21 protein-coding genes are annotated in these 21,673 nt (G+C 62.4%); 10 read left to right on the forward strand and 11 right to left on the reverse strand.

What is annotated here, in order from left to right; translation table 11 throughout:
- Nucleotides 1–33: 33 nt before the first annotated feature.
- The 3 genes from LMTR13_RS27770 to LMTR13_RS27780 form a co-directional block, all read right to left on the reverse strand.
- Nucleotides 34–1,806, reverse strand: coding sequence for an adenylate/guanylate cyclase domain-containing protein (locus tag LMTR13_RS27770; RefSeq protein ID WP_065730550.1), 1,773 nt, complete (start codon nt 1,804–1,806; stop codon nt 34–36).
- 20 nt (nt 1,807–1,826) lie between these two features.
- On the reverse strand, nt 1,827–2,255 hold the full coding sequence (locus LMTR13_RS27775; RefSeq protein ID WP_065730551.1) for a hypothetical protein: 429 nt from the start codon (nt 2,253–2,255) through the stop codon (nt 1,827–1,829).
- Nucleotides 2,256–2,648: 393 nt separating this feature from the next.
- Nucleotides 2,649–6,431, reverse strand: a complete 3,783-nt coding sequence (locus LMTR13_RS27780; RefSeq protein WP_065730552.1) for an ATP-binding protein — start codon at nt 6,429–6,431, stop codon at nt 2,649–2,651.
- Nucleotides 6,432–6,843: 412 nt separating this feature from the next.
- On the opposite strand from LMTR13_RS27780, the gene LMTR13_RS27785 reads away from it, so the two are divergent.
- Complete coding sequence (locus LMTR13_RS27785; protein WP_057849287.1) at nt 6,844–7,065, forward strand: hypothetical protein; 222 nt, start codon at nt 6,844–6,846, stop codon at nt 7,063–7,065.
- A 5-nt stretch (nt 7,066–7,070) separates the two neighbouring features.
- Nucleotides 7,071–7,514 carry a hypothetical protein gene (locus tag LMTR13_RS27790; protein ID WP_375293125.1) on the forward strand — a complete coding sequence of 148 codons (444 nt, stop codon included), beginning with the start codon at nt 7,071–7,073 and terminating at the stop codon, nt 7,512–7,514.
- A gap of 36 nt (nt 7,515–7,550) precedes the next feature.
- Here LMTR13_RS27790 and LMTR13_RS27795 read toward each other — a convergent pair whose 3' ends face one another.
- From LMTR13_RS27795 to fliL, 4 genes are read right to left on the reverse strand one after another with little or no spacing between them, the layout of a single operon-like run.
- Complete coding sequence (locus LMTR13_RS27795) at nt 7,551–8,333, reverse strand: MotE family protein (protein WP_065730553.1); 783 nt, start codon at nt 8,331–8,333, stop codon at nt 7,551–7,553.
- Nucleotides 8,330–8,767, reverse strand: a complete 438-nt coding sequence (locus tag LMTR13_RS27800; protein WP_065730554.1) for a DUF6468 domain-containing protein — start codon at nt 8,765–8,767, stop codon at nt 8,330–8,332. The genes LMTR13_RS27795 and LMTR13_RS27800 overlap by 4 nt, the downstream gene beginning before the upstream one ends.
- A complete protein-coding gene (fliM, locus tag LMTR13_RS27805) occupies nt 8,764–9,966 on the reverse strand; it encodes a flagellar motor switch protein FliM (RefSeq protein ID WP_028348636.1) in 1,203 nt (400 codons plus the stop codon). Before fliM ends, LMTR13_RS27800 begins: the two co-directional genes overlap by 4 nt.
- 18 nt (nt 9,967–9,984) lie before the next feature.
- Nucleotides 9,985–10,476 (reverse strand): flagellar basal body-associated protein FliL, encoded by a 492-nt coding sequence (fliL, locus tag LMTR13_RS27810; protein ID WP_065730555.1) that lies wholly within the window; start codon nt 10,474–10,476, stop codon nt 9,985–9,987.
- Between the two features lie 385 nt (nt 10,477–10,861).
- Between fliL and flgF the strand changes: the two genes are divergently transcribed.
- The 6 genes from flgF (at nt 10,862) to LMTR13_RS27840 (ending at nt 15,261) form a co-directional block, all read left to right on the forward strand.
- Nucleotides 10,862–11,626, forward strand: coding sequence for a flagellar basal-body rod protein FlgF (gene flgF, locus LMTR13_RS27815; protein ID WP_065730556.1), 765 nt, complete (start codon nt 10,862–10,864; stop codon nt 11,624–11,626).
- An 18-nt stretch (nt 11,627–11,644) separates the two neighbouring features.
- Nucleotides 11,645–12,433 (forward strand): flagellar basal-body rod protein FlgG, encoded by a 789-nt coding sequence (gene flgG / locus LMTR13_RS27820; RefSeq protein ID WP_065730557.1) that lies wholly within the window; start codon nt 11,645–11,647, stop codon nt 12,431–12,433.
- A gap of 10 nt (nt 12,434–12,443) precedes the next feature.
- Nucleotides 12,444–13,520: a flagellar basal body P-ring formation chaperone FlgA gene (gene flgA / locus LMTR13_RS27825; RefSeq protein ID WP_065730558.1), complete on the forward strand. Its 1,077-nt coding sequence runs from the start codon at nt 12,444–12,446 to the stop codon at nt 13,518–13,520.
- A gap of 5 nt (nt 13,521–13,525) precedes the next feature.
- Nucleotides 13,526–14,278: a flagellar basal body L-ring protein FlgH gene (flgH, locus tag LMTR13_RS27830; protein ID WP_065730559.1), complete on the forward strand. Its 753-nt coding sequence runs from the start codon at nt 13,526–13,528 to the stop codon at nt 14,276–14,278.
- A 222-nt stretch (nt 14,279–14,500) separates the two neighbouring features.
- A complete protein-coding gene (locus LMTR13_RS27835; RefSeq protein ID WP_065730560.1) occupies nt 14,501–14,953 on the forward strand; it encodes a YidB family protein in 453 nt (150 codons plus the stop codon).
- Between the two features lie 44 nt (nt 14,954–14,997).
- Nucleotides 14,998–15,261 (forward strand): GlsB/YeaQ/YmgE family stress response membrane protein, encoded by a 264-nt coding sequence (locus LMTR13_RS27840; RefSeq protein WP_065730561.1) that lies wholly within the window; start codon nt 14,998–15,000, stop codon nt 15,259–15,261.
- 142 nt (nt 15,262–15,403) lie between these two features.
- On the opposite strand, the gene LMTR13_RS27845 is transcribed toward LMTR13_RS27840, so the two are convergent.
- A complete protein-coding gene (locus LMTR13_RS27845; protein WP_065730562.1) occupies nt 15,404–16,999 on the reverse strand; it encodes an ATP-binding protein in 1,596 nt (531 codons plus the stop codon).
- A 398-nt stretch (nt 17,000–17,397) separates the two neighbouring features.
- On the opposite strand from LMTR13_RS27845, the gene LMTR13_RS27850 reads away from it, so the two are divergent.
- Both LMTR13_RS27850 and LMTR13_RS41985 read left to right on the forward strand, forming a co-directional pair.
- Entirely contained in the window at nt 17,398–17,757 is a 360-nt protein-coding gene (locus tag LMTR13_RS27850) for a PRC-barrel domain-containing protein (RefSeq protein ID WP_065730563.1), read from the forward strand.
- Nucleotides 17,758–19,197: 1,440 nt separating this feature from the next.
- Complete coding sequence (locus tag LMTR13_RS41985) at nt 19,198–19,554, forward strand: ClpXP protease specificity-enhancing factor SspB (protein ID WP_065730564.1); 357 nt, start codon at nt 19,198–19,200, stop codon at nt 19,552–19,554.
- A 4-nt stretch (nt 19,555–19,558) separates the two neighbouring features.
- Here the strand turns inward: LMTR13_RS41985 and LMTR13_RS27860 are convergent, their stop codons facing one another.
- The 3 genes from LMTR13_RS27860 to dksA all read right to left on the reverse strand — a co-directional run bounded on the left by LMTR13_RS27860 (nt 19,559) and on the right by dksA (nt 21,601).
- Nucleotides 19,559–20,371, reverse strand: coding sequence for a hypothetical protein (locus tag LMTR13_RS27860; RefSeq protein WP_065730565.1), 813 nt, complete (start codon nt 20,369–20,371; stop codon nt 19,559–19,561).
- Between the two features lie 10 nt (nt 20,372–20,381).
- Nucleotides 20,382–21,167, reverse strand: coding sequence for a 2-keto-4-pentenoate hydratase (locus LMTR13_RS27865; protein WP_065730566.1), 786 nt, complete (start codon nt 21,165–21,167; stop codon nt 20,382–20,384).
- Nucleotides 21,168–21,235: 68 nt separating this feature from the next.
- A complete protein-coding gene (gene dksA, locus LMTR13_RS27870; RefSeq protein WP_141686941.1) occupies nt 21,236–21,601 on the reverse strand; it encodes an RNA polymerase-binding protein DksA in 366 nt (121 codons plus the stop codon).
- Nucleotides 21,602–21,673: the final 72 nt, after the last annotated feature.

A 21,673-nucleotide genomic window follows, 5' to 3' on the forward strand; every position in this document is an offset into this window, starting at 1 on the left:
GCTTTGGCTCGCCTTGGCCCCGTCAACGCAGCTTCAACCCTTCCAGCCAGCCTTGCGTAAACCCTCGACCAGATGGGCGTGGGCGTCCGGCCGAAACCACGGAGCTCTGTTGCGAACATACATATCGAAGGCCGCCGGTGCGTGGGAAACGGCCAGCTCCAATGCTTCGTTCGCTTCCGCTGTGCGTCCAAGCTGGCCCAGCGCCGCCGCGACCCAGCGGTAGATCATCGGAAAATCGGGATACGACCGCAACAGCCGCTTCGACGCCTCGAGAGAAGCCTCGTATTCACCGCAAAAATATAACCCGGACGCAATGTGCAATAAACGTACCGCTAGATAGGGATCACGCGGATCGAGCCTGATACACTTTTCGAGAGCTGTGAGTCCCTCCTTCGGCCGTCCCGCGAAGATCAGCGTCGCGCCTCGGTGGCCGTGCGCGATCGCGAGGTTAGGACTCATCGCGAGAGCTCGCTCGATCTCCGCCAACGCGCCGTCCGCCTCGCCGCGCGATTGCAAGGCCCAGCCGAGGCACGAACGGGCTTCCGCATCGGCCCCATCAAGAGCGACCGCTCGGCGGGCCAAGCCCTCGGCCGAACGTTGCGCCCCTGCCAGCTCCAGGGTTTGGTAAATTGCGGCCGCTTGCAGCTGATACAGGGCGAGCGCGCTGTAGCCGCCGGCAAAGGTCGGGTCGTGATCGATTGCTTGCTTGAAAAATTCCGCTGCCCTCCGATCGTCATCCGCAGTGGCCTTGCTCAAATGCCACAAACCGCGCTGATAGGCCGCCCAGGCATCAAGGCTCCCCGGCGGCTTGCGCATCGCCCGACGCAGCTCGGCGCCTGCAATGGCGGGGGCCAGCGCGGTGGTCAGTGCTTCAGTGAGTTCATCCTGCACAGCGAAAATATCGGCGAGATCGCGGTCGTATCGCTCGGCCCAGACGTGATTGCTGGTTTCCGCCTCCACCAATTGTGCGGTCACGCGGATGCGATTACCCGCCTTGCGCACGCTGCCTTCGAGCACATAGCGCACGCCAAGTTCACGCCCGGCCTGCCTCACGTCGACCATCCGACCTTTGTAAGTGAAGGACGAGTTTCGAGCGATAACGAACAGCGAGGGATAGCGCGATAACGCTGTGATCACATCCTCGACAATCCCGTCGGAGACGAATTCCTGCTCGGGGTCGCCGCTCATGTTGTTGAACGGCAGTACGGCGACGGATGGCTTGTCCGGCAACGCCAACGTCGCGCGATTAGACCTGGGAGTCGCAGGCCGCTGACTTGCGTCGATGATGATGCGGTAAACATGGACAGGTCGGGCGATATTCTTCAGCGTCTGCTCACCCGCATCCTCGATATCGAAAGGTACCTTATCGCGCGCGTGATTGAGGACCGTCTCGGATATACATATGCCGCCAGGTTCGGCGAGCGCCTCAAGACGCGCCGCGATATTCACACCATCGCCATAGAGGTCACGGCCTTCTATCATCACGTCCCCAAGATTGACCCCCACGCGAAATTCAATTCGTTTCTCCCGCGGCACCCCGGCGTTGCGTTCGACCATGCCCTGCTGAATGTCGATCGCGCAGCGAACTGAATCGACCACGCTCGGAAACTCAATTAGGATTCCGTCGCCGGTCGTTTTCACGATGCGACCGTGATGCTGCTTGTTCTTTGGATCGATCAGTTCACTGCGAAGCTCCTTGAGGCGAGCGAGCGTGCCCTCCTCGTCCGCACCCATCAATTGGCTGTAGCCGGCAATATCGGCGGCGAAAATGGCAGCGAGCTTGCGTTTGGTCTGATCTGAGGCCACAGGAGCAGGCCTCCCAAGCGCTATTCAGAGATTCCGGCAAAAGTATTTCGAATGCAGGCTGCGTCCTGCTCGTCGGGGTTGATAGTTATCGAATATTTGTGACCATCCTGACAACTGACGCTCCAGTTATCGATCCCGGATTCAGTGCCACCTTGATAGGCGCTCCGAACAACAGCGCCACAAGCCCGCTTCTTATTTTTCAGCACGGAGGTCCAGAAAGCGAGATGCTTCGCCCGATCCAATTCAAGTATCTTCATCGTCATTTGGTTAGCGGCGTGAGCCATTTGGAAAAGCTCCGGAGCCATGGCCTCGGGTCGCACGACGGTTGACGTGGCGGCGCTCGCGTTTTTCGAATGCAGATCGGCATCCAGAACAAGCCATATGACCGACGATATGAAGATGAAGCTCGCGGCCGCCGCCGGAAGAAAATTACGTGATCGTTTCAGCATGTCTTTCGTCCCGGAGTTCGAGACATCAGCAGCCGTCGCAGCGTCGCGCGGCCGCAGAAACCTGAGGAACTAAAGCACTTCGTGAGCAAGCCAATAGCTGCGATCAAGCAGGCACGGACGCGTCGCAAAAAGATGAAGGGTGGGGCTGACAAATAACCTATGGTACCGCGTCAGCTCGGCTCGAAAGTTGCGTGCATAGCGGCGAGTCGTGCACCGGGATGAATAACCGAGCATCCATCATCTGGATGTCACACTCGGTCACACGAACTGGTCGGTGAACAACCATGATCCGGTCAGCGGCAAATTCAATTCACGAATTATGAACGCGTGGAGGTTTAGCGCAACCGCTGGGGCTAACTAACCGGAGGTCAGGCTTCGTTGTCGGACCTGCCATTACTTCGCCGCGCCGATCCGCCTGATGCCGGCCATCGCCGGCAAGGCGCCGGTGTGGACCGGCTCGCCCTTGGAGATTTCCGGCGACAGCGGCGCGCGAGCTGTCGCATCCGGGAAGCGGATCCTCATTTCACGGATGAAGCCGTCGAGCGTGTCGACGCTGGCGGCCATCTTGGCAATCAGAGCGAATTCGGCGCTGTTGGAGGCGGCCGGCTTGCTCGCGGTCTCGAATGCGAACCGGTCGGCCTCGCCAGTCATCAGGGGCGCGTATTTCTCGCGGAAACGGGCCAGGCCGATCGCATCCTCGGCCAGCGCATAGCCGACGACCGCGCGGATCACGTCGCTCTTCTCGGCGGCGTTCAGCGGTTTGAAATCCCGCCAACGGTCCGCGTAGTACAGTTCGATCTGCTCGGAAGCCTCCCGCCACTGCCGCGAGGCCCAATAGATGTCGGAGCGCAGCCGGATCGCTTCGCGTCCGGTGATGTTGGAGATGATATCGAGCGCGAGGTCGTGGCGACCGACGTCGCTCTGGGCCCGTGCCTCCAGGAGTAGCCGCTGCTGCCGCAATTCCCCGGACAGATCGGCAATCCGCGTCAGGCGCAGCGCCGTGATCGCCCGGTCTGGTTTGCGGTTGGCCAGGTAGACCATGGCAAGCCGGGCCGCCACCTGCGCGCGCGCGGCGCCTTCCAGGCGTTTGTCGACCTGATATTGCAGCAGTTCAGCGGCCTGGTCGAGCAGGTCGATGGCGGCCAGCCGGTCCGCGAGGCGCCGGATCATTTCATCACCACGACGGCCGATCGGCGTCAATTCACGATACTCATAGAACATGGCGAGTGCATCGACCGGCTTCATGTCATCGGCCTTCTGGCCGAGATAGAGCTCCGTGAACAGCGCGGACGCCGCATCCTGGCCCTGCCGCGACAGTTCGGAGTTGGGCTGCAGCTTCGTCGCGGTCTTGGCGGCGGCGAGCGCCTCGGCATAGCGCCCGTTTTGGGCATAGAGCTGCGTCAGCTTGTTCAATGCCTTCAACTCGATCTCGTCGCCACGCCAGATGACCGACAAGATCTCCAGTTCGCGCATCAACTCGGCCTGACCGAGTTCGCCGCGCCGGTGCCGCAGCAGGGCCTCCAGCAGCCTCGCTTCCGCAGACGCCTGCCGGTCGCGGGACTGCGCCGCAAACCCGTAAGCATCGAGCGCGTCCTTTTCGTGTCCCAGTGCCTCGGCTAGGCGCCCGCGCAGCACCGCGATTTCAGGCTTCATCTCGGCGGGAACGCCGATCACCTGGAGTTCGCTGCGCCGCCGCGAGGCACCGGCATAGTCCTTCACCTCGAGCGAAGCCCGCATTGCGTCTACGGTGACGATGCGCTGCAGTTCCGGCGGCAGCGCGGCGATCGAGAATTCGGCGTTCTTGAACTTTTCACGTGCGTCCGCCCATTTTTCCTGGCGGGCGAACGCAAAGCCCTTCCACAATTGGGAATCGTAGCTGTTGCCGATCGCCGGATTGGCGAGGTCCTTCAGCGCGTGCTCGGGATGCCCGATCAAGATGCTGGCGACCGCGTGCACCATCAGCACGGCGGCGTCTTCGTTCCCTTGGATGGTCTCGGAGAGGATGAGGTTCGTCACCCCTCTCGCCTCCTGATACATGCCGCGCGACATGTAGAAGTTCGCAAGTTCGAGGCGGGCGTGCGCCTTTTGCTCAGGCCCCGCGGCGGCCGCGGCCTTGATCAACGCATCCAACCGGGCCAGGAATTTCTCTTCCCGGTTCTTGCGCCATTCATCGGCGTCGAACAACGGCCTCACCGCCGCGGTGGCGCGTTCGGCCGCGACGTCGGCGGACGACAACGTCAATCCGCCGGGCCGGCCGAGCATCACCTTGTCGGCACCGACCTCGGCTTTGATATCGTCGGAGTTCGGATGCACCACCACGCCGTGCACCGATTCCAGCAGCGACAGTTCGACGAAATCCTGCCGCTTGATGAGGCCGCGGGTCGGTGGCGGCGCGGTCACGACCCACAGCGTATCGCCTGCGTCGGGATCGACCAGCCGGTGCATCGCGCCGGGATTGGCCAGCGGCACGGTGACATTGGCAAGCGCGGGATCGGTGATGTTCCGCAGCACCATCAGCGGCAACGGCGGCGTCTGGCCGCGGTCAGCGAAGGTCAGCGTCCACTCGGTGCCGTTGGAGCGGCCTTCGCTTTCGAGCGAAGGGATCTGCGGCCGGTTGAGGCGGATGCGAATGACCTGGCCCTTTTCCAGCGGCAGCCGGCTGACATCGCCAATGATGGCGCCGCCCTTGCTACGGATCGGCTCGATATCGACCGGCTTGGTCTGGTCGAACACCAGCCATACCGTGTCGGCACGGCGAAACAGCGCAGCCGGGGTCGGAGCGGCAAAGGAGAAGGTCACGCGCAGGCCGTCGCTGTCACGCCTTGCCTCGACGGCGGGGGTCTTGTCCTTGGCACCGCCTTCCGGCGGCGAACTGAACGCCGCCGGCGCGGCCTTCGTCGGCGGCTCCACGGAAGATTGAGCTTGCTTGGGTGCCACAGGCTTTGGCGGCTCCGCCGCGGTGGCCTGGATCGGTTCGGCGGGTTGCGCCGCTTTCACGGCTTCCGCCGGAGCCGACGTTTTTTCCGATGCAGCGGCCATCTTCCCGGTCGTGGGAATAGCGTTGCCATTGGCCCGCGGCGCCTTTTCGACGTCAGGCATTGCGGCCTCCGCAGCGGCCGGTGCTTCATTCACCTGCGCGGGCCTGATTTCGATCCCGGCCTGTTCGGCAATCGCCTCCGAAGTGACGGGCGGAATTTCGGCTGGCTGCTGTGGTGGCGGCGATTCCTTCAAGGCCTTGTCGCGCGAAATCCGCGAGGCAGGTCCCGGCTTGGCCGGCACGGCCGGTTTGGCTGCGGCTTGGGGCTCGGCCAGCGCGGGCTTTTCCGGCTGCTGGAAGGCGACGTCGATCACATAGTTCTTTTCCTCGCGGAAGGAATGGACGTCGACCTCGCCGATCAGCACGATGTCGACGGCAGAAGAGTCGACGTCGGCGCGCTGGTTGATCGAGGCGATATTCGGCGGCGCCGCCACCTTCGCATCCGCCAGGTCGAAATTGAGCACGCTGTTGAACTGCAGCGTCAGCTTCTGATCGTTCAGCACCGACGAGACGTTGACGCCGTCGGGCATCTCGAACACGAAGCGGACGAAGGTCGGCTGCACCGAGGCGCGGACGCGCACCGGGGGCTTCTTCTTCGCGGATGCGACCGCAAGCTGGGCGCGGAGCGCGCGCTCGGCGGCCCGCGCCCGGTCCGCCAGTTCGCGAACGACCGCGGCAGGAAGCGGGGGCGGCGGCCCGGTCCAGCCATCGGGCAGGAAGTCGACGAAGATCCGCTCCCCCGCCGTCATGGTGTTGACGGTTGCCCGCCGCGCCAGCGACAGCCGGATCGCCGTACCGTCGGGATCGCGCCGCGCCGAGCCGACATAATCGGGGACGGCATCCGACAGCTTGTCGACGGGAATGTCCACCGGGCGCTTGAAATGGATGATAATGATCGAACCCGCGGTCGAAACGTCGGATTCGACGTCCTCGGCCAGCTTCAATACCAGCCGCGCGAAGCCGCCTCCGGACGTAAACGTGGCCTCCCCCCGCACGGGATCGTCGGCCCGGCAGGGCTGCGAAATAGCGAGCCCGGCGAGCAAGAGGACGAGAGCGAGCGGCCGGCCAAGGCAAAGCCGGGCCGCCCGCGCCAAAGCGCGGCCCTGCGACCCAGTTCCAGCGGCAGCCCTTTGCCCCATCCAGGAAATCTCGCGGCCTCAATGAGTTCTGCGGCGAAGCGCCCTCGCCTGCGGGTTTGAATCTTGGATTGGCCGACTTAAGGCTTTGTTAACGTCAACTCATTGATTTCGCTGAAGGCGCCGGCAAGCCCATCCGCCGGCACGGGCGGATGCACCACCCATCAAAGAAAGGGCCGGAATGCGGCTCTTCTCGGCCTCATCGTTGCAGACGCTGCGGGCTCGCGGCTGTCGCGATCGCCATGGCGCCGCCCAACGCCAGAATCAGAATCATTATCGCACGACGAATGGAACCAACGTCAGCCGTCCCGTTTTAGGAGAGGGCATGGATTCGGGATGTGCGGCCGGCAATCGATCACCAAAGCTCCCGAGTCTGCCAAACCTGGCTCAGGCAGCCAAATTCGGAGTGCGTGAAATGGCAACCCAGATCGTGATGGATCGTACTGGCGACACCCGGCATACATTCGACGTCCATGATCGCGCGGAGGTCGAAAAGGCCGAGCGGCGTTTCAAGGAATTGACCGGCGCAGGCTTTACGGCAGCGGTTCGATCGGGGCCCGGCGAACAACGGGTTATCCGCTCCTTCGATCCGACGGCGGAGGAAACGCTGTTTTATCCGCGTCTCGTCGGCGGCTGACGGCAGTGACCCAGCAGATCGTCCTTGCGATATGCTCGTTCGTCCTGGCTTTGCTCGGTACGGTGCTGCTGTCGGCGCTTTCGCTGGCAGTGGCACGGTCCGGTTCCTGCAGCAAATCGTTTCGCTTCGAGACTGAGGCACGAGCCCTTACGCTCTTGAAGGATTGGCTGTCGCCGAAGCAGCGCGCCTCTTACGAGCGATTCCGATATTTCGACGTCGTCGGCAGCCACACCGGGACGCGCTATCGGATCCATCATGGGACGCAGACGAACATCGAGGAAATCAGCGGCACCGGCCAACATGTCTGCAAATGGTGCTTTGTTCCCGATGGCGACCTCGTCGCCGGCGATGTCATGCTGGCGCAGAAAATCGCCCTTGAAACCAACGAGCGCGGGGCTCTCGCCGTAGCCCACCGCTCGTTCGTCTCATCGGGGCCGCGCAGGTTCTGACCGGCGCCAATACCGTTGCCGGGGACGCAGCCTGCGTCAGTTCGGCTTCGGCTGCAGGATCTTGCCTTCGATCTTCGGCAACTCGGCCACGGGAGCGGATTTGTCGGCGCCTGCGCGGCGGGCCAGTTCGACGGTCAGCCGCTCAGCCGCTTCCGGCTGCATCAGGCCCAGAATGTCCGACATCTTCCGCGGCGCGATCTGCGAGGCGATTTCGTAGAGCACGGACATTTCCAACCGGTCGAACACCTTGGCGGCGTCCTTCGGCTTCATGCCTTCGTACATCGTGATGATGCCTTTGAAGCGGGCGGCGTCCTGTTCGGCCTTCTGCCCGCTTGCGGTCGAGATCCTCACCTCGGTGGCCTTCATTTCCTCGACGCGACCCTCGATGCGCTTCTCGGCTGATTTGAGAAGGCTTTCGCGAATTTCGATTTCACGCGCGCGCTGCTCCAGTTCCTGGCGCCGCGCCTGCAGCCGTTCCAGAATGGCGCGCTCCGACGGCGACACCGATTGCGGGTTCTGGTCGGGAAACACCACGACGCCGTCGGGCTTCGGCGCCTCGGTAGCCGGCGCTGCCGGCTTCGGCGCCTCTTCCTTTTTCTCTTCCTTCTTGACCGAACCGGTGATGTCGGCGGCTTCCGGCCTGGAGCCGCCGGGGTAGCCCAGATTGTCCTGCGCCCACGAGCGCTTGGCCGGCTGGCTGGCCTGATAATCGAACACGTATCCGCCATCGATCACGAGGCCGGCGACCTTCAGCACCGCAAGGCCGAAGATCGCGACCAGCACGACCGGGATGACACGGATATCGCGAAACGACTTCATGCGGCGAGGCCACTGGCCTTTCGGCGTTCGGAGAATGCTTCAGCTGCCGCGGCTACCGCCTTGGCTGTAGATATCCTGGGTGCTGCGGGTTCGGCTTCTTGCGAGGGCCGCGCCGCGATCGCGATCTTGGACAGCCGTCGAATAACGCCGTCGCCTTCGGCGAGCATGCCCTTCAGGTGCCCCGCCATCTGGGTCGCGGCGGCGAGCTGGCTGCCGAGATTTTCGTTGACGTCGCGCACGGTGTGCTTGAGGCCGCCGATCGCCCGCTCGGCGATTTCGGTTGCCGTGATCAGTTCCGCTATCGTGGCTTTCAGCGAATGCTCGTCCGCCTTCAGCCGCTTCAGCCGCTTGTTGAGCAGCATGCAGTAGCCGATCGTGAGCAGCAGCAGCACCGCCACCAGACTCTCGATTACAATGCCAAGGGAATGACTCATTGTGCCTCCATCAACTTGGTCTGTTCATCGGCCTTCTCGAACATCGCGAAGGTGGTATTTGGTTTGCGCAGTTGCTTGGTCACGCGGATCGCGACGCGGTCGCCGACCCGTCCCATCCGTCCTTCGGTCAGCGTGACGTTGCCGCAGCGGACCGACACCAGCGCATCGGGCCGCATCTCCAGCGGCAGCGTATCGCCGACCTTCAGCTTCATCAGATGCTTGAGCGGAATGTCGGCTTCATAAAGGACGGCATCGACGGATATCTCGGCCTGCGCCACTTCGGTAGCGAAGTGCCCTTCCCAGATCGGATCGCGGCCGAATTTTTCGCCCATGAACATCTGGAGCAGAACCGGGCGGATCGGCTCGATGGTCGCATAGGGCAGCAGCAATTCGATATTGCCGCCGCGGTCTTCCATGTCGATGCGCAACCGCACCAGGATCGCCGCGTTGGCGGGCCTGGAGATCGCGGCGAAGCGCGGATTGGTTTCCAGCCGGTCGATCGAGAACGTCACCGGCGACAGCGGCCGGAACGCCTGCTCGGCGTCTGAAAGCACCACCTCGACCAGCCGCTTGACGAGGTTGGTTTCGATCGTTGTGTAGGGCCGGCCCTCGATGCGCAGCGAGGTCTGACCGCGGCGGCCGCCGAGCAGCACGTCGATGATCGAATAGATCAGGCTGGAATCGACCGTCGCAAGTCCGAAATTCTCCCACTCCTCGGCCTTGAACACGCTGAGCACGGCCGGCAATGGAATTGAGTTCATGTAGTCGCCGAAGCGGACCGAGGTGATGCGGTCGAGCGAAACTTCGACGTTGTCGGAGGTGAAGTTGCGCAAGCTCGTGGTCATCAACCGCACCAGGCGGTCGAACACGATTTCGAGCATCGGCAGACGCTCGTAGGACACCATCGCGGAGTCGATGATGGCGCGAATGCCGGAATGGTCGTCGAGATTGACATCGCCGACGGTGAAGCCGAGCAGATTGTCGATCTCTTCCTGCGACAGAACCCGCTCGCCGGAATTCTTGTTGCCGAATTCGCGGCCGCCATCCTCGACCATGGCCGCCCATTGCAGCGCCATGCTCTCGGAGAGTTCATTGGCGGCGGCTTCTTCCGCAGCCGCCGCGGGATCCTCGGAGTCCAGCGAGGCTTCCCATTGCGCGGCAATGGCGTCCTGGTCCATCTGGTCTTGGTTGCCGGCCATGATGCTAGATCCGCCCCATCACTGCACGACGATTTCCTTGAACAGCACGGCGCTCACCTGCTGCGGCGCCACCGCGTTGTTGACGCGCTTAGTCAACTCTTCCTTGAGGCGAAACAGACCCGCCGAACCGTTGATGTCGGAGGGACGCAATTCGCGCAGGTAAGTCTGGAACAGGTCGGTGACGCGCGGCAGGTTCGGCTTGATCGCCTCAACCTGCTTCTCTTCCTTGATCTCGAGCACGACCTTGACGCGGAGATATTGCACCCGCTCGCCCGGGGCGCCGACCAGGTTGACCATCATGTCGGGCACTTCGATGAAGGACGGCGGCTTCGGCGGCGGGGCTTCGGCGTGCTTCTCCTCGCCATGGCCCCGCATCAGGAAGAACCAGCCGGCGCCAGCACCAAGGATGGCAACGAATCCGGCGACCGCAATGATCAGCTTGAGCTTGCCCTTTTTCGACGATGCGGCATCTGCGCCGTCTGCGCCTTCCGCCTGCTCGTTGTCAGCCATTGCCCCGCCCGCTTCCACTGGGAACGAACGCGGTTGCCACCAGCCTGGGTAACGATGCCCCCACAACGCGAAACAAAAGCCGCCAGCGCACACGCGCCCTCTACACGTGCAACGCTAGGGTAATAATGGTTAACGGAACCTTTCCATTCGCGTCCAACTGGGAAAAATCTGCCGGGCAAACATGGTCAACAAGACCTTTCCTGCCGCCCTCGCCGCCCCAGAAAAAAGCCTAACCCTTTAAAAAAACAGGATTTCCCGACTTGGCACGGCTTTCGCTGAGTAAACGGCGTGACCGGCCGGCTTGGGAGAGCCCAAAGGTTTACGAATGATCCGGACCACGGGCTTGGGAGAGCCTGCTTCGGATCGATCAAGGGGAGAACCACCGATGGAGAATATGCTTCTCGTCGGACTTTCGCGGAAGATGACGTTGGAACGGCAGTTGGATGTCGTCGCCAACAACGTCGCGAACATCAACACGACCGGTTTCAAGGCCGACCGGTCGCTGTTCGAGGAATATCTGCGCTCGCCTGCGCATGAAGACAATTTCGTGCATGCCGACCGCCGCGTCTCCTTCGTGCATGACCGCGCCACCTTCCATGATTTCTCGGCCGGCCCCTCCGAGCAGACCAAGAACCCGCTCGACGTCGCGATCGACGGCAACGCCTTCCTGGTAGTGCAGACGGCCGCCGGCGAACGTTACACCCGTGACGGCGGCCTGCAGATCAACAATCAGGGCCAGCTCGTGACCGCGAGCGGCGATCCGGTGCTGGGTACCTCCGGCCCGATCGTGTTCCAGCCGACCGACAAGGAAATCAATATCGCGGCCGACGGCAACATCACGGTCCTCGAAGGCACCGGCCGCACTGACTCGGTGCGCGGCAAGCTGCGGCTGGTCTCCTTTGCCGACCCGCAGACGCTCGTGAAGGAAGGCGGCAACCTCTACTCGGCGGGCCAAGGCATCGCCGCCCAGCCCGACACCACCTCGCGGGTCCGCCAGGGCTTTATCGAGAAGTCGAACGTCAATTCTGTCCACGAAATGAGCCGCATGATCGAGATCACGCGCACCTACACGCAGATCTCGGCGATGCTGCAGCAGCAGCACGACCTGCACCGAACCGCAGTCGAGAAACTCGCCGACGTTCCGGCATAACGCTTAAGGCATAGATCGATGCGCGCACTCTACACAGCAGCGACCGGCATGGCGGCACAGGAACTCAACGTTCAGGTGATCTCCAACAACATCGCCAATATGCGCACCACCGGCTACAAGAAGCAGCGCGCGGCGTTTCAGGACCTGATCTACGACCATGTGCGCCGCGTCGGCGCGCAGGCTTCCGACCAGGGCACCATTCTGCCGGTCGGCGTCGATATCGGCGGCGGCGTCAAGACCGTCGGCACGCCGCGTCTGATGAGCCAGGGCACGCTGTCGCCGACCGGCAACGACCTCGACGTCGCGATCCGCGGTGAAGGTTTCTTCAAGATCCAGATGCCCGACGGCACCTATGCCTATACCCGCGACGGCTCGTTCATGATGGACGCGCAGGGCCGCGTCGTCACCGCCCAGGGCAACCCGGTGCAGCCGACGATCACGATCCCGCAGAATTCCTCGCAGATCACCATCAACGCGCAGGGCCAGCTCACGGTGATACTGCCGGGCTCGACCACGCCGACGCTGGTCGGCCAGATTGGCCTGACCCGCTTCATCAACAAGGCCGGCCTCAACCCGATCGGCGACAATCTGTTCACGGACACCCCGGCCTCCGGCACGCCGCAGGACGGCATCGCCAATACCGACGGCTTTGGCGACATGCAGCAGGCCAACCTCGAACAGGCCAATGTCGAGGTGGTGACCGAAATCTCCGACCTGATCGCCGCCCAGCGCGCCTATGAGATGAACGCCAAGGTCGTCAGCGCAGCCGACCAGATGCTGCAATCCACCTCTAACATGTTCCGCTAAAGGACTGGTCATGATCGCCCGCGCCCTCCTTCTGGCCACTGTCCTGATCGCTGCATCGAGCACGGCCGCGGTTGCGCAAACCCGGGAAAGCTTCGCGAACCGCAACGCGATCGCCGCGCCCGTGCTGCGCGCCGACGTGCAGGTATCGGGCGACCTCGTGCGGATAGGCGATGTCATCGACAATGCGGGCAGCGCCGCGCAGATTGCGATCTACCGCGCCCCGGATCTGGGCACCACCGGCTCGCTGCCGGTAGCGCAGGTACTCAACACCCTTCGAGCCCATCATGTGATCGGCGTCGACACCCGCGACCTCAGGGAAATTTCGGTGACGCGTCTGGCCCGCACCGTCGAAGGCAAGAACATCGAGCTGCAGGTTGCGCAAGCGCTGGAGCGCCGCAATGGTCTCGGCGACGCCGCCAATCTGTCGCTGACCTTCGACCGCGATCCCGGCGACGTCAGGCTGGACGCCGGCTTCAGCGGTAGCCTGCAGGCGAGCATCGTTCGCTACGACAATCGCAACGGCCGCTTCGACGTCACTTTTGAGATCGCCAACGAGAACGGCGCCGCCGCTGCCAAGCTGCGCTATACCGGTACGGCAATCGAGACGATCGAGGCCGCAGTGCTGGCGCGCAACGTGGAGCGCAATGAGGTCTTGAAGTCTTCCGACGTGGTGGTCGAGCGCCGCCCGAAAGCGGAAGTCGGTCCTGATGCTGCCCTGCGTGATCGCGCGGTGGGCATGCAGGCCCGCCGTCAGCTTCGCGCCGGCCAGGCCATCAGGACCGCAGATCTCGCCAAGCCCGATCTGGTACAGCGCGACCAGAACGTCATGTTGATCTACGAGACGCCCGGAATCTACCTCACCATGCGCGGCAAGGCGCTGGACAACGGCACCGAAGGCGACGTCGTCACTGTCATGAACCTGCAGTCGAAGCGCACGGTGTCCGGCACTGTGACTGGCCGTGGGCAGGTCTCGATCTCACCACCGGCGTCACGCCTGCCGCAGACCAGCGATGCCACTTTGCTCGGCAAAGCACAGCCGGTAGCCGTCGCCATCGTCAATTCGCCAGCCGCTTCAAAAGCCGAGTAATGTAAATGTCAGTTCCCCGTCTCAACCGCATCGTTCTCTCCGGCGCCATGTTGTCGCTGGCTGCCTTGGCGAGCGGTTGCTCCTCGATCGACCGTCTGTCGCAGATCGGCGAAAAGCCGAAGCTGACGGAGATCGAAAACCCGACTACGCAACCCGGCTACAAGCCGGTACAGATGCCGATGCCGAAGCCGGAGCAGGCCTCCTACAACGCCAACTCGTTGTGGCGGAACGGCTCACGCGCCTTCTTCAGGGATCAGCGCGCGGCGCGCGTCGGCGATCTGCTGACGGTGACCGTCAACATCACCGACAAGGCCAACATCGCCAACGAGACCCAGCGCAGCCGCACAAGCAAGGAAGACTCAGGGATCACCGACTTCATCGGCGCCCAAACGATCACACAGCCGAACAAGATCCTGCCCGGCCGCCTCCTGACCACGGACTCGACGTCGTCGAGCGACGGCAAGGGTTCGGTCAATCGCCAGGAAGCCCTGCAGACCACGGTTGCCGCGGTCGTCACGCAGGTGCTGCCGAACGGCAATCTCGTGGTCGAGGGCAAACAGGAAATCCGTGTCAATTTCGAAATCCGCGAACTGATCGTCGCCGGCATCGTCCGCCCCGAAGACATCCAGAGCGACAACACCATCGATTCCACCAAGATCGCGCAGGCCCGCATCGCCTATGGCGGCCGCGGCCAGATCACCGACGTGCAGCAACCCCGTTACGGCCAACAGGTGATGGACGTGCTGCTGCCGTTCTAGCTTTTTTGAGCTCCCACACTCCATTGCGAACCTAGGCGCGATGAAGTGTATCAACGCGGCCTCCGTCAGCTCCCCTGGCGGAGGCCGTGGTCGTTTTCCGATGCAAGGAGCCGCATCATCTTGGATCTCCAGCGCAAGCCGCCTGCCCCTCGTCGTCTTCCCGTTGGAACCGAACCTACCCGCCGGCGTTCCTGACAGCAACGATCTGCACGGAGGCTAATCATGGGCCGCGGAATGCCATCGATGACTGCCCTTCTCGGGCTTCTCGCCATTGCCGGATATCAGAACCGCGACAAACTGGCAGAACTTCTCAAGGGCGTTGGGGGCCAGCCGAACACAGGCGGGGGGCAGCAGCCGCTGGGCGGCTTGCTGGGCAATTTGAGCGGAATGTTGGGCGGCGCCGGGGTTGGCGGCCTGCTCAACGGCGGGATCGGCGAGTTGCTCGAAAGTTTCAAGCAAAACGGCCAGGGCGAGAAGGCCGAATCCTGGATCAACCAAGGCCCGAACAAGGATGTCTCGCCTCCGGAATTGAAGCAAGCGATCGGGTCCGACGTTCTGGCACAACTCGAACAGCAGACCGGACTTTCGCAGGAAGAGATCTTGGCCAGATTGTCTCGCGAGCTTCCGGCAGCCGTCGACAAGTACACGCCGGACGGCCGTTTGCCCACAACGTAAGCGAATGGACGTGACGTTGGGGCAAGCAACAACGGAGCATCGAGATGGGCATACTTTGGACGATCATCATTGGTTTCATTGCTGGCGTGATTGCGAAATTCATCATGCCCGGGGACAATGAGCCCTCGGGCTTCATTCTCACCACCATACTGGGCATCGTCGGCGCTTTCGTGGCGACCTATCTCGGCCAGGCGCTCGGGTGGTATCAGCCCGGAGAAGGCGCGGGCCTGATCGGTGCGGTAGTGGGCGCCATCATTGTTCTCTTCGTCTACGGCCTCTTCGCCGGCCGGCAACGGCGAGCGATTTAAGAGCTGGACCTGATGGTCTTCAGGGGCGGGCTTGGCTGTGGATCAGCGGAGCGGTCCCCTTGCGAACTCACGCGAGAGCCGCTGTTCAACGCGGTCTCCGTGAGTTCTTTTGGGCGGAGACCGCGGTTCAGTACAGAAGAACTCACGATGCCAGCGCGGTTAGAAGCATCCGCGCGAGATCGGCGCTGAGGTAAGGCTTCGGCAGCAGCAGCACGCCGGCGTCGAGACGGCCGTGATGTATAAGGGCGTTCTCAGCATAGCCAGAGGTATAAAGCACTTTGAGCCCCGGGCGCCTTTTGACCCCTTCGGTCGCGAGCTGCCGGCCATTCATTCCCCCGGGGAGCATTACGTCAGTGAACAGCAGGTCAATGCGTTCGGGTCCATCAATGATTGCCAGCGCCTCGGCAGCATTGCCGACGGCGCGCGTGTGGAACCCGAAACGGGTAATCTGCGCCACGACGTATTCGCGGACCAGCGGGTCGTCCTCGACAATCAAGATAGTCTCGTCGCCATGTTCGCCCGCATACCCGCCAGTCTCGCCGGCGGGCGCCTCCAGGCCACCACCCGTGGCCTGCGGCAGGTATAGCTTCACGGTCGTGCCGTGGCCCTCTTCGCTGTAGATCTTGATATGTCCATTCGACTGTTTAACGAAGCCATAGACCATGCTGAGGCCTAGTCCCGACCCCTTCCCGGCTTCTTTGGTGGTAAAGAATGGTTCAAACACCTTTTCGAGCAGGCTGCTGGGGATTCCTTCCCCCGTGTCACTTACTGCAATCATGACGTAGTTGCCCGGTCTAACGTCGCTGTTCAGGCGAGCGTAGTTCTCATCGAGCACCACATTCTTGGTTTCTAACGTCAGCTTGCCGCCATCATGCATGGCGTCACGCGCATTTAGGGCGAGATTCAGGATCGCGGTCGAGAGCTGACTGGAATCAATCAGGGCCGGCGCGGAATCGTGCGCCAGCATCGATTCGATTTCGATGTGTTCGCCGAGGGTCGGTCGTAGCAGACGCGCTGCATCGATTACCAACGCGTTGATGTCGGTATTGCGTGGCTGCAGCGGCTGTCGACGGGAGAAGGCCAACAAATGCTTCGTCAGTTCAGCCCCCCTTGCTGCGGCTCCATTGATCAGATTGGTGATCTGAGCGAGATGTGGACGATCCTTGACAGCATCGCTGAGGATTTCGATGGTCCCGGTGATCACGGTTAGAATGTTGTTGAAGTCGTGCGCGACGCCACCGGTGAGCTGGCCGATGGCTTCCATCCTCTGCGCTTGTCGGACCCTGGATTCGGTGGCCTCTCTCTCCTCAAAGCGCTTGACCATGGCCTCGGCCTCGCGGCGCTGCCTGACTTCCTCCTCAAGTGCGGCATAGGCATTCGCAAGCTGAATGCGCGTGGGCAGCACAAGGATCCGCGGCAGCAGTAGTAGTAGTGCTGCCGTGATCGCGACCGAGATCAGCGCCAGCAAAGCTTTGGTCAAGGCCTCGATTTCATAGGCCGGCACCCACATGGTGTAGATCGACAGCAGGCGGGTCGCTCCGCAGACCGCGACGAAGATCGCGAATATCAAGAATACGCCCCGGAACATAAGCTCGCGATGGCGCCGCCACACGAAGAACGCGAGGACAAACGCCGTAGCAAAGAAGGCGCCGGCGACCATCGCGTCGGAAACGACATTCAGCCAGATCAATTCCGGCTTCCACAGTAAGCACGCGCCGTGCGCGGTGAGCGTCGACATGTGGAATAGCTCCAACAAGCGGCCGCAAAGCGTGCAACCGCAATCCTCCGATCCGTCCGTCGGAGCGACGGAAATTATTCAGCTTTTTCGTCACCCGCACAAGCGCAGCGCTGGTCTCGACGAATGTTACTGCCCCGTCTGAGAGCCATCAAACCCGCATGTTGCACTTTCGGGAACAACTAAGCGGAGGTTTCGTGGAAGCTTAACAGGACGGCAACGGCCTCCGCTGGGGTGTGCCGACCAAGCCTACTGGTGTGTCAGTGGCCCTTAGCAGACATGTCTACCGATGTCGGTTCGTGGGTAAGCCAAACGCCACACCCGCATCGAGGTGTCGGTGGGTAGCTGCCACACTTCGGAACGTTTGCTCCCGCTTCATCTACCTCAGCAGGAGGAGTCCCATGGCACTGGAAGCAAACGAGACCGGCAACCTGATCGGCAGCGACAAGGTCGAGGGAACTGCTGTCTATGGCGCCGACCGCAACAAGATCGGCTCGATCGAGCGCGTCATGATCGACAAGAAGAGCGGCAGGGTGTCTTATGCCGTGCTCTCCTTCGGTGGCTTCCTCGGCATCGGCGACGACCACTACCCGCTACCTTGGCAATCGCTGAAGTACGATACCTCGCTCGGCGGCTACGTCACCGGCGTGACGGAAGCGCAGCTCAAGGGCGCACCGCATTACGGCAACGACAACACCTGGAACTGGAGCGATCCGACCAGGGCCCGCGCCGTCAACGACTATTATGGGATCGCGATGTAATCGCGGTGACCTCCGAAAGGCTCGCTTCAATGGCGGGCCTTTCGCCTAGCAGGCGCGACCGCGCACGCAGAACCCGCGTTCGCCTGTCAGCGGAGAACTATTCCTGCTGCCTTGCGTTGTGATCTGCAAAAAGGCGGAGCAATGGGAAAATTCTTTTTGATCGTTATCGCTGTCAGCGTCGCCGTTCTGCTGGCGATGAGCGCGTACGTCATCAGCCTCTGACACGATGAGGCTTGCCAACAGCTCGATGAGCAGCGCCCGGCGTGGAATCGGCCACCGGCCGGCCAAAAAGCAGACCCCGGCGCCTCTCGGGGGAAAGATTGCGCCAAGGCCTGAAGGGTTGCCGCGTGTCTAAAAACACGATTGCATAATTTTCCCGGCCCAGAATCGTTCCCGCCCTAAGTTACCTCTTCGTGGTTCCTCCGGGAGAAGTGGCATCGCCCTTCTTGTCCACTGCACCTGCAGTCCCCGCGCCCTGCGTGCTGGCGTCCTTCGATGACCGCCTGGAGTTGCTGGTCGTGGTGCCCGTTGCGCTGTTCTTCGTGGCGGCTTCGCCGGTCACCTTCGAAGCGGATCCGCCGGACTGTGAACTGCCACCCGCGGCATTGCCCTGTCGTTTCTCGTCTGGTGCACACCCCACCAATCCAATTGCGGCTTCTGCACTACGTTCCTGGTCGTAAGCCGCATCCACCACGAACGCACGCAACGTGCCGCACCAGGCCACCGAAACTGCCTATCGAGGCTGGTCAAATCACCGCTGCTGCTTCCGCCGTTTAAGGGAGGCGTATTGCGATAGCCGCTGACACCTGGCGCAGGACGCGGTGGACGCGGCAGCGTCGGGTGCGCAAGTTTGTCGCAGGCGGCATCAACTGAGCGAGCACCGGCGCGCAGACGAACGGCGCTCAATGCCTTCGCCGGGACTTCGGCCGGCAGCGCACGGCCAGCCGATGCAATTGGTTAACGAGGCTACGGGCGGCGACATCGCAGGGCCCCGCCATCCGCGGTTGCCGCCAAGCGGACGAAAGTCTCTCGTGCAAAGTCTCTCGTGCCCGGCGAAGTTTTCAATTAACCATTAATGCGTCGGCGACGACGGGCACGACGGATTCGCGGCCGGGGGAAAGCACGACATAAGTCGTTAGACTCATTGCGCAAGCACCGCCGGTTGATCGGCACACCCGCGATGATTACCGTGTGGTTACGACCAATACACACGGACTGCAAGGCTGCGGCATCCGGCGCTCTCAGCGCCCTCTTTCTTTTTTGAGGGAACCCGTTAGCATGACCCGGGCAAAGCGAGCCGCGGGAACGCGAATACACCCAGTTGTCATTCGCCCGAGAAGCAGGCGATCGAAAATTCCAGAGACCGCAGTGATGGAAACGACAGGGCGCGGCGTACTGGCTACCCCGCAATTGCGAGGTATGACCATCTCTTGTGGAGCAATGCTGCTTCTCCTCACGATCCTCATCGCGGCCTCGCCTGCGTTCGCCGAGCCTTGCAGCAAGCCGACATCGCGCTCCAAGATTGCCGAGACGCTCCGCCTCGCCTCCGAGCAGCGGCCGGTCAATCTCACGTTTCGCACCGGCGCCGATGGCGTGAAACTGTCGCTTGGCCTCAAGTCGAAATATCCTGACGATATGACCATCATCCTGCAGAATGACTTCGAGCAGTTGAACGTAAAGGACGACCGCTTTGATGTCCTGCTGCGATTAAGGGGGGCTCGGGAGCGCGTCACCGTCCCCTTCCATGCAATCAAGTCATTCTGGGACAAGTCCGAGCTGAAGTGCTCCGACGGCTGATGCCTCACTTCGGCGTCGCGCGCCGGATCAGGGCGCAGAGCCCTGTCATGCGTGCGATCGGATGTTCGACGAACAGGCGGCAGGAGACGAGCGCAGGTTTGAGCGTATACGGCGGTGGCGCCGGCTTCAGTTGCTTTGCGAGAATTGCACCATGCGCGTGCCCGAGCGCGCGAGTCGAAAGCGTCAGCGCGCTCAGCCGCCCTTGCCGCTGCAGTGGCGCCAGCATTGTTCGCACCAGCGCCAGATAGGACGGCCAGTAAGCGAGATGCCGGTACATGCTCGCAATCAGTTGCGGCTCGGTGTCCTCGCCGAAGGAATTCAATTCGGCGACCAGCGCCGCCACCTCGGGGTCCAGCGCCTCCATCGGCGGCAGCTCCGGGATTTTGGTGCCGGGCGCCGTTGGTGCCGTATCGACGGGGCTCACGGCATCGGCCGGGCGCGGCTCGTAATGCGCCAGTAGCGCCGAGAGCACGACGAGCGCGAGCGCATTGGTATATTGATAGCTGTCGAGCACGTCACGAATCCGCGCGCGTTCGGTCTCGTCCACGCCGCCGGCAAGCAACGTGTCGATGGAGAAGCCGGGCCAATCCGGCAAAGCGATCGTTCGCCTGACGGCTTCGGCGTGCAACGGCGCGTCGCCGAGATAAAGCGGTCGCACCGTCGCCCACGTCCACTCTAGCGCACCCGGCATAGTCGCAAGGTTGCGCCAGATCAGGTTGACCACGCTGGTACCGAGCACCTTGCGGATGTCGGCATAGATGTCTGCGATTTCGCCTCTCGCTTCGGATTCGAGAACCGACGGAACGCTCTCGGCCATTACTGTCATTTCATGTGAATTTGGCTTCCACTATGCCCAACCCGTCGAGCTCCATTCTGACGGCATCGCCCTGGTCTAGCCACACAGTTTTCACGAGGCTGCCGGTGAGAACGATCTGCCCGGCATGCAACCCCGTGCCCTCTTCGGCGAGATGATTGGCAAGCCAGGCCAGCGCGTTGTGGGGATCGCCGAGTACGTCGGCGCCGGTGCCGCGGCCGACTTCCTTGCCGTTGACAACGGCACGGCCCTTGGCCGTGAGCAGGTCCGGCGCCGTGGTGCGCGCCACCGCCTTGCCGAGCACGCAGCCGGCGGCGAAGAAATCGTCCGCGACCAGCGTCGGCGCGCCCATCGTCTCCCATTTGACGTAGCGGTCGTCGACGATCTCGATTGCAGGGTGATAAGCCTCGATTGCCTCCATCACCCACTCCGCGGTGAAGGGGGCTTCTGACGGCGCAAGATTACGCGCCAGCCGCACCGCGATCTCGCATTCGACGCCGACACGGACGTAGTCGCCGAACCGCAGCTTGGCGCCGGAGTCATGCACGCCCTTGGCGAACACGCCACCGCCGCAAGGATGGGGGATGTCGAGATATTCCTGCATCACCGGGCTCGTGCAGCCGATCTTGTAGCCGACCAGGGCGCCGGTCTGCGGCAGCATCAGATCGTGGACGGCGCGTTGTAACCGATAGCCTTCGGCTTCATCGGCAGGCGCGAGCTCAGCCGGCAGCGCGGCCAGCGGCGCGCGATTGCGGCGGGCGGTAGCGATGGTCTGGGCGGCCGCGAGAATCTTGTCCATCAGCGGCGGCTTTCAAGTTTGCAACGGCGCTGACCGCACGCTGCGGTCAGTCGCCCAACATTACCCTACTATTCGTCGCGATAAACCTTCTCGCGCTTCTCGTGACGTTCCTGCGCTTCCACTGACAGCGTGGCGATCGGACGCGCCTCCAGCCGTTTGAGCGAGATCGGCTCGCCGGTCTCCTCGCAATAGCCGTAGGTGTTGTCTTCGATGCGTTGCAGCGCCGCGTCGATCTTGGAGATCAGCTTGCGCTGGCGGTCACGGGCGCGCAGTTCGATGGCGCGATCGGTTTCGGAAGAGGCGCGATCAGCAAGATCGGGATGATTGACGTTCTCTTCCTGGAGGGTCTGCAGGGTGATCTTCGATTCCCTGAGGATCTCGTCCTTCCACGCCAGCAACTTGGCGCGAAAATACTCGCGCTGGCGGTCGTTCATGAAAGGCTCTTTTTCGGAGGGTCGATAATTCTTCAACTTTTCCAAGGCCAGCCCATCTTCACGTGCAAGGCG

The organism is Bradyrhizobium icense, from assembly GCF_001693385.1.
GTDB classification, from domain to species: Bacteria; Pseudomonadota; Alphaproteobacteria; order Rhizobiales; family Xanthobacteraceae; genus Bradyrhizobium; species Bradyrhizobium icense.